3 protein-coding genes and 4 pseudogenes are annotated in these 6,593 nt (G+C 62.9%); 1 reads left to right on the top strand and 6 read right to left on the bottom strand.

From position 1 onward, the window contains the following. Nucleotides 1-102 (top strand): annotated as a pseudogene (locus tag P9A16_RS35215) (IS5/IS1182 family transposase); the annotation flags it as partial. A gap of 22 nt (nt 103-124) precedes the next feature. Here the strand turns inward: P9A16_RS35215 and P9A16_RS35210 are convergent. From P9A16_RS35210 to P9A16_RS35185, 6 genes and pseudogenes are all read right to left on the bottom strand, one after another. Next, nucleotides 125-607 (bottom strand): annotated as a pseudogene (locus P9A16_RS35210) (IS110 family transposase); the annotation flags it as partial. A gap of 451 nt (nt 608-1,058) precedes the next feature. Beyond that, nucleotides 1,059-1,343 (bottom strand): annotated as a pseudogene (locus P9A16_RS35205) (hypothetical protein); the annotation flags it as partial. A 63-nt stretch (nt 1,344-1,406) separates the two neighbouring features. Beyond that, complete coding sequence (locus P9A16_RS35200) at nt 1,407-1,688, bottom strand: hypothetical protein (protein ID WP_245462387.1); 282 nt, start codon at nt 1,686-1,688, stop codon at nt 1,407-1,409. Nucleotides 1,689-2,008: 320 nt separating this feature from the next. Then, complete coding sequence (locus tag P9A16_RS35195; RefSeq protein WP_272790527.1) at nt 2,009-5,473, bottom strand: CheR family methyltransferase; 3,465 nt, start codon at nt 5,471-5,473, stop codon at nt 2,009-2,011. Nucleotides 5,474-5,497: 24 nt separating this feature from the next. After that, nucleotides 5,498-6,316 (bottom strand): chemotaxis protein CheB, encoded by an 819-nt coding sequence (locus tag P9A16_RS35190; RefSeq protein ID WP_272790528.1) that lies wholly within the window; start codon nt 6,314-6,316, stop codon nt 5,498-5,500. Between the two features lie 174 nt (nt 6,317-6,490). Further along, nucleotides 6,491-6,593 (bottom strand): annotated as a pseudogene (locus P9A16_RS35185) (IS5/IS1182 family transposase); the annotation flags it as partial.

Genomic DNA, 6,593 nt, shown 5'->3' with positions numbered 1-6,593 from the left:
CGTCTCAAGGACTGGCGTCGCCTCGCCACCCGCTTCGATCGCAACATCAAAAACTTCATGGGTGCCGTCGCTCTCGCCGCAGCCGTCATCTGGTGGCTCTAGTGAGTCCGGACCCTAGGGTTGAAAGGCGCTCCACATTGCCCAGTCCTTTGCCCACAATGACACCATGTTCCGCAAGATCTCCGCGCAGAGCGTTCACCATCTGCGTTCGTTGGCCGACAAGAAGATCGCGAGTTCGGAATAGCATTGCCCGAGCTTGCTGATTTGACGTCTTCACAGCGACCGTCCGCATGGTCGGCCGCATCGCAGCTTCTGCAACAGCCTCAGCATCGGCAGCATCGTTCTTCTGGCGCTTGACGAAAGCCTTTACATAAACCGGCGGGATCAGCCGAACGTCATGGCCGAGCCCTGCCAACTCGCGCCCCCAATAATGGGCTGTGCCGCAGGCCTCCATCGCGACTACGCAAGGGGGCAGTGTCGCCATGAATTTTGGAAACTGAAGACGCGAGAGCTTCTTACGAAACAAAACCCGGCCATCCGATGCTGCGCCGTGAACCTGGAAAACCTGCTTTGCAAGGTCGACGCCGACGATGCTAACTTCCTCCATCGATGCCTCCTCCTCTGTGGGTGACGTAACGCATCACCATCTTGGCACACTGCGATGCCGGTGGGAGGGGCATCCAACCCATCAGTGCAAATCAACAGTCTGGAGCTTTCCCGGCAATCAGGGCGATCTCTACGTCTCCCCCGTCCTGCTGCAGGACTATGCCCGCTGGCAGAGCGTTAAGTTCGAAGCCATTGCCGGAGCCTTTCGCCAGGGGTTAGGAATGCTGAACGGCAACGAAAACCCGGAAGGAGGCGCTTCCGTGCCCCAGAACCGAGGGATGGGTTGAAGGCCGCCGATTGCGGAAACGCTCCTCAGCGGTCCCCGATGAGTCGGCTATCGGGATGTTTGCTTCCTCAATCGTCTGCTCCGATGCAGGGTCGGGCTGACACTTACCGGTTCGGCTCTCTGGCGCGCTTGGCTTCGCTGACGTCGTAAAACTCAGGTATCTTTCCGGAATGAAGCGCGGGCCGTTTTCTGTCTGTGGCGCATCCCGCGCCAATGCCTCGGCGATTTCCGCCGTCGATACCTGCAGGAACTGGCGCCTCGCCATCCCCACCGCGATTGCGGGAATCTCGAGGTGCGTGCCCATCCGCCGATACGCTGCGAAGCTGAGGCCCTCGATCAGCTCTTCGTCGACGACGAGGCGGTAGGTTCCGGCTTCCAACGGCTCCTCGAGGGCTTTCAGGTTGAACGGATGCATGAATGTGATTTCGGTTTCCGTGGTTCTTTCGGTCATTTCGATGCTGCTTTCCCATTGCGCCAACGACGGCCGACGAAGTGCGCCGGCTGAACCGGCCCTTTAGTCTTCGGGGCTCCGCCTTGCCGAGGCGCCCTCGTTTCCCCAGACATCGAGGTCGAGGTTGCGGTTTTTGTACCGGGCGTTTTGCGACAGGGGATACTTCTCGGCGCCGATCGTCACGCCCTTGATGAGGCGGATGAGATTGCGCGCTTCGCCATGTTCCGTGCCGACCCCGGCCGACAGGTTTTCCGTCTGGTAATCGGCGTCCTTGAAGATTTGCCGCAGAACGGTTCGTTGCCGGCTTGCAGCCGACCGCGCACCCTTGAAGACAAGGATCACCATAACCATCGCTCGATCAGAATGTAGACGACCATCGCAAGACTTGCCGCCGATACGGCGTAGCCGGCGATGTCCGCGTAACTTAACTTCCTGGTGTAGTGGAATACGGAAGACATGATGTCCTCCTCGCTTTGGGGCTAGGGTATTCAACCCTCAAACAGCAGCGCCCGTGAGATGGCTGCTGGAACGAAGACACTGGACCCGTTCCCCGGTCTTGGCAACAGATCAATTGCGGCGCAACCGTCGCGCGGATCAGGTTGAGGTGCGGCAAAGGTGGTGTCCGGCGCCCGAACAGCCCCGATTGTCGAGCGTAGGATAGAGGCCTACCCCTTGCTTGCCACTTCCCCGCTTTCCGCCAACACCACCAGCCGTGCGAGGGCAGGCAGGGAGCCGACCTGAAGTCGCCGCATGATCGCGGCCCGGTGCACTTCGACCGTTCGCTGGCTGACGCCCAGATCCATTGCGATCACCTTGCTGGGTTCGCCGGCGAGCACCCGGTCCAGGACTTCCCGCTGGCGCTCCGTCAGGCGCGCCATACGGGTCTTCGCCTCCTGCTGCCGGGCGGCCTGCTCGCCCTTGTCGCGGTTGGACTCCAGTGCCCGGGAAACGCTTGCCAGCAGCTCGGAAGGCCCGATCGGTTTCTCGATGAAATCGGAAGCGCCCGCCTTCATCGCCAGGACCGCGGTCGCGACGTCGCCGGCGCCGGTGATCATGACCGTTGGCAGCGTGGCCCCCCGGTCGCTCAGCGCCCGCAGTACGTCCAGACCGCTTATTCCCGGCAGCTTGACGTCCGCGACGAGGCACCCGGGCAACGCGTCGTTGAAGGCTGCGAGAAAGGTTTCCCCGTCGGAAAACGCCAGTACCCTGCGCCCGTCGGCCTCCAGGCTCTCGCGCAGCGCCTCGCGTGTCGTATCGTCGTCGTCGATGACATAGATCGCCGGCGCACCGGGGGGCGGCGCCTGCGGCTCGCCCTGCCGCTCGCCATGGGGCTCGATCCTGCCGGTGCGCAGCAGAAGCTGGATCGCCTTCAGGAGTTCGCCCAGACTTACCGGTTTCGGCATGTGCAGGCAGTTCTCGGCCGAAAGGATGCGCAACGTCTCCGCCCTGATGTCTCCCGTCAGAACGATCGCGGGAATGCTGCGGCCGAGAAGCGCACGAAGGTTTTTGGTGACGTCGAGGCCGTTCAGCTCATTCGGCAGGTTGTAGTCCGCCAGGATGAGCGCTGGTACCACCATGCCGCTGGAAACGAGCTCGATCGCCGCCGCGCTGCTGTCTGCGGCGTAGACCAGGTGATGTTCGTCGCGGAGCGCGATCTCGATCAGGCTGCGGACCTTCTGGTCGTCCTCGATGAGGAGCACGGTGCCGCGCAAAGGGGGCGCCTGCGTGTTTTGCTCGATCGGCGGCCGGTCCTCCTGCCGCTCCTGCCGCCCGAGCGCGACACGGAGCAAGAAGACCGAGCCCTTACCCGGAACGGAACGGACCTCGATCTCGTGGCCCAGCAACATGTTGAGGCGCTTGACGATGGAAAGGCCGAGGCCGAGGCCAAGGTCCGCCTCTTCGCCGGCGGCCTGGTGGTACTCGTCGAAAATCGCCTGGAGCTCTTGGGATGGAATGCCGACGCCGCTGTCCCAGACCTCGATGGCGAGTGCATCCTTGTGTCGCCGACAGCCGAGCAGGATCTTGCCTTGCCGGGTGTACTTGAGTGCGTTCGCCAAAAGGTTGCGAACAATCTGCTCCAGAAGGCGGGGATCGGTGCGCACCAGCAGGCTGGAAGGCACGAAGCGCAGGCGCAGGCCCTTCTCCGCGGCGCTGTAGCCGAATTCGTCGGCCAGCCGCTGCAGCACGTCATTCACGGGGCACGTAATGATACGCGGTTGGACCGTGCCGGCCTCTATCTGGTTGATATCGAGGAGGGCGTTCAGCATTCCGGACATGGAGCCGAGCGTATCGCCGAAGCTTCTGACCAGCTTCCGGGCCTGCTCGCCTTCCACCGATTGTTCCAGAAGGCCCTGAAGCAGGACCAGCGATTGCAACGGCTGGCGCAAGTCGTGGCTTGCCGCGGCGAGGAAACGGGATTTTGCCGCATTGGCGCGTTCGGCCGCCTGCTTCGCCCGGTCGAGCGCTTCGTGGGCACGATGCTGGGAGGTCACGTCGGCAAAGGTGATCACCACGCCTTCCATGCCCTCTTCCTGGGTTCGGTACGGCATGACCCGGCGCATGTACCAGGTGCCGTTTCCTGTCCTGACCTCGCGCTCCCGGGTGGCGCTACCATTCAAGATGGCGGAGGCGTCGCCGAGCAGGGTCGCGTCGGGCACGCGCGCGTTGAGGTCTACCAGCGGCCGGCCGATGTCGCCCATGATGACGTTGAAGATCGAGCGCGTCGCCGGTGTGAAGTAACGGATGTTCAATCCGGGATCGAGGAAGATCGTCGCGACGTCGGTGCTGTACAGCACGTTTTCGAGGTCGTTTGCCGTCGCGCGCTGGCGTTCCAGCGCTTCGTGAAGCTGGGCGTTGAGGGCGGTCAGCTCCTCGTTCAACGATTGCAGCTCCTCCTTGGAGGTCAGCAGTTCCTCATTGGCGGATTGATATTCCTCGTTGAGCGAGAGCGTCTCCGCATTGATCGCCTTCTGCTCTTCCGCCGCATTTTCCAGGTCCCGGATCGCCGCCTGCAGTTCCGTGCGTGTGGTGGCCAGCTCCCGCTCCAGGGCGCCGGACCGATCGTCGGGGGTGGCATCTTCGGGACGCTCACCGGCTTCAGGTGGCTGGGCGGTGTCGAGGAAGCTGACGAGAAACAGGTCTTCGCCGTCGCTGACGACGGGCTGAACCGCAATCTCGTAGCGCGACAGGGTGTCGTCCGCATCGTGGTAAAGGCCGGTCGCCACGATGCGGGCGTGCTCCTGCCGGGCGCGGTGGAGCGCCGAGCGGAGCTTGGTGTGCACGCTGCGCGGCGTCATTGTGAAGAGATCCTGGCTCGGATAGCCCTGGGCGATGCGCAGGTAGCGCTGTACGGGGCCAAGCGAATAGAGATACTCGTGTTTGCGGTTGATCAGCACCGTGGCCGGGGCATACGTGTCGAGAACCATGCGGCGGCAGAGATCGGCGAGCGCGGCCTGTCGGCTCGGCGCCTGCCCCTGCTGCGCCGGCACCCGGACATTGTCCGTTGCGTTGATGGCAAAGCCATAGCGGCCGCGCTGTCCCTTGCGGCGGAAGATCCTTGCTGACTTGTCGAGTACATCGAAGCGGTTGGTCGCCGTGCCCACCGTTTCCGTATTGCCGAGCAGCAGGATGCCGTTTTCGTTGAGGGCGAAGTGGCAGAGCGCGATGACCTTTGCCTGCGCCTCCGGGCCGAGATAGATCAGCAGGTTACGGCAGGAGATGAAGTCGACGTTGGAAAAGGGCGGATCGCTGAGGACGTTCTGGACCGCGAAAATGACGGACGAGCGAAGCTCCGAAGCGATCCGGTAGCCGTGTTCCTCCTGGGTGAAGAAGCGTTGCAGCCGCTCGGGCGAGACGTCCGCGTTGATCGCGAGCGGATAGAAGCCGTCGCGCGCGAAGGCGACCGCCGCCTCGTCCGCATCGGAGGCGAAGATCTGCATCTGGATGTCGCGTCTGGCCTGCGAAATGCACTCCTGGACGATCATGCCGAGCGAATAGGCCTCCTCGCCGGTGCTGCACCCTGCGACCCACAGGCGCAGCGTGCGCCCGGGCGGATGGTTCTTGACGAGTTCGGGCACGATCGTCGCGCGCAACCGCTCGAAAACCTCGGGGTCGCGGAAGAAGTTCGTCACATTGATCAGGATGTCGGTGGCAAGCTAGGACAGTTCAAGCGGGTTTTGTTTAAGGACGTCCAGGTAGCGTGCCGTGTCGGAGGAGGCGATCCCTGCCATGGCCATACGCCGTTCCATCCGGCGAAGCAGCGTTCCCTGCTTGTAGAGGGCGAAATCCTTGCCCGCCGTTTCGCGGAGCATGGTGAGGATCCTGTCGACGGTCGCCTCCTTCGAGGGCGGCCTAGCGTCGTCCCTGGCGGGCGGCGGCCGGTGCAAGGCCCCAGCGATTGCCGCCAGCGGCATGACGTGTTCAGCCATTCCTGAAGCGATCGCGCTCTTCGGCATCCCGTCATAGTCGGCTTCGTCCGGATCCTGGACATAGACCCGGCCGCCCGCCGCGCGGATGAGTCCGATGCCGATGCTGCCATCCGTCCCGGTGCCGGACAGGACCACTGCCGTCGCACGCGCGCCGTATTCCGCGGCGAGGGCCTGCAGGAGGAAGTCGAAGGGCATGCGCGTGCCGCGGCGGTCGGGCGGCGTGGTGAGGCGTATCGTGTCGGCTTGCACGCCCATGTAGCGGCCGGGCGGAATGATGAAGAGATGATCCGGCTCCAGCTTCTGGCCGTCCCTGGCTTGGATGACCGTCATGGGGGTGTGGCGGGAGAGGAGTTCGGCCAGCAGGCTCTCGTGGACGGGATCGAGATGCTGGACGAGAATGAAAGTGTTGCCGCCACCCGACGGCATGGCCTCAAGCAGGATGCGGCAGGCATCCAGTCCGCCGGCCGACGCGCCGATCGCGATAATCCTGCCGGAGGTGCCGTCGAACCCCGACGAGGCGTGCGCAAAGGGATGGCTCGAATTCATGGGCGACTTCTCGGGGATTTTGCACGCATTCTGAGGGTTCAATATGCGCGAATAGGAATTTGGCACAGTATGGGTATTGTCGCAGAAATTGTATACCCTTGACTATACGTATTATCCGAATCTGTTCGTGCAGATTTTTTTTGATAAATAATTAGTAACTAGGGTCCGGACTCACTAGAGCCACCAGATGACGGCTGCGGCGAGAGCGACGGCACCCATGAAGTTTTTGATGTTGCGATCGAAGCGGGTGGCGAGGCGACGCCAGTCCTTGAGACGG

The organism is Shinella sp. 838 (assembly GCF_029623935.1).
Taxonomy (GTDB): Bacteria; Pseudomonadota; Alphaproteobacteria; order Rhizobiales; family Rhizobiaceae; genus Shinella.
The sequence above is the reverse complement of the archived record's forward strand: the minus strand, read 5'-3'. Positions and strand labels throughout refer to the sequence as shown.

Bases quoted from the DNA above. Each gene is read 5' to 3' on its own strand.
- P9A16_RS35200 (WP_245462387.1), bottom strand. From the start codon at position 1,688: ATGGTGATCCTTGTCTTCAAGGGTGCGCGGTCGGCTGCAAGCCGGCAA.
- P9A16_RS35190 (WP_272790528.1), bottom strand. From the start codon at position 6,316: ATGAATTCGAGCCATCCCTTTGCGCACGCCTCGTCGGGGTTCGACGGC.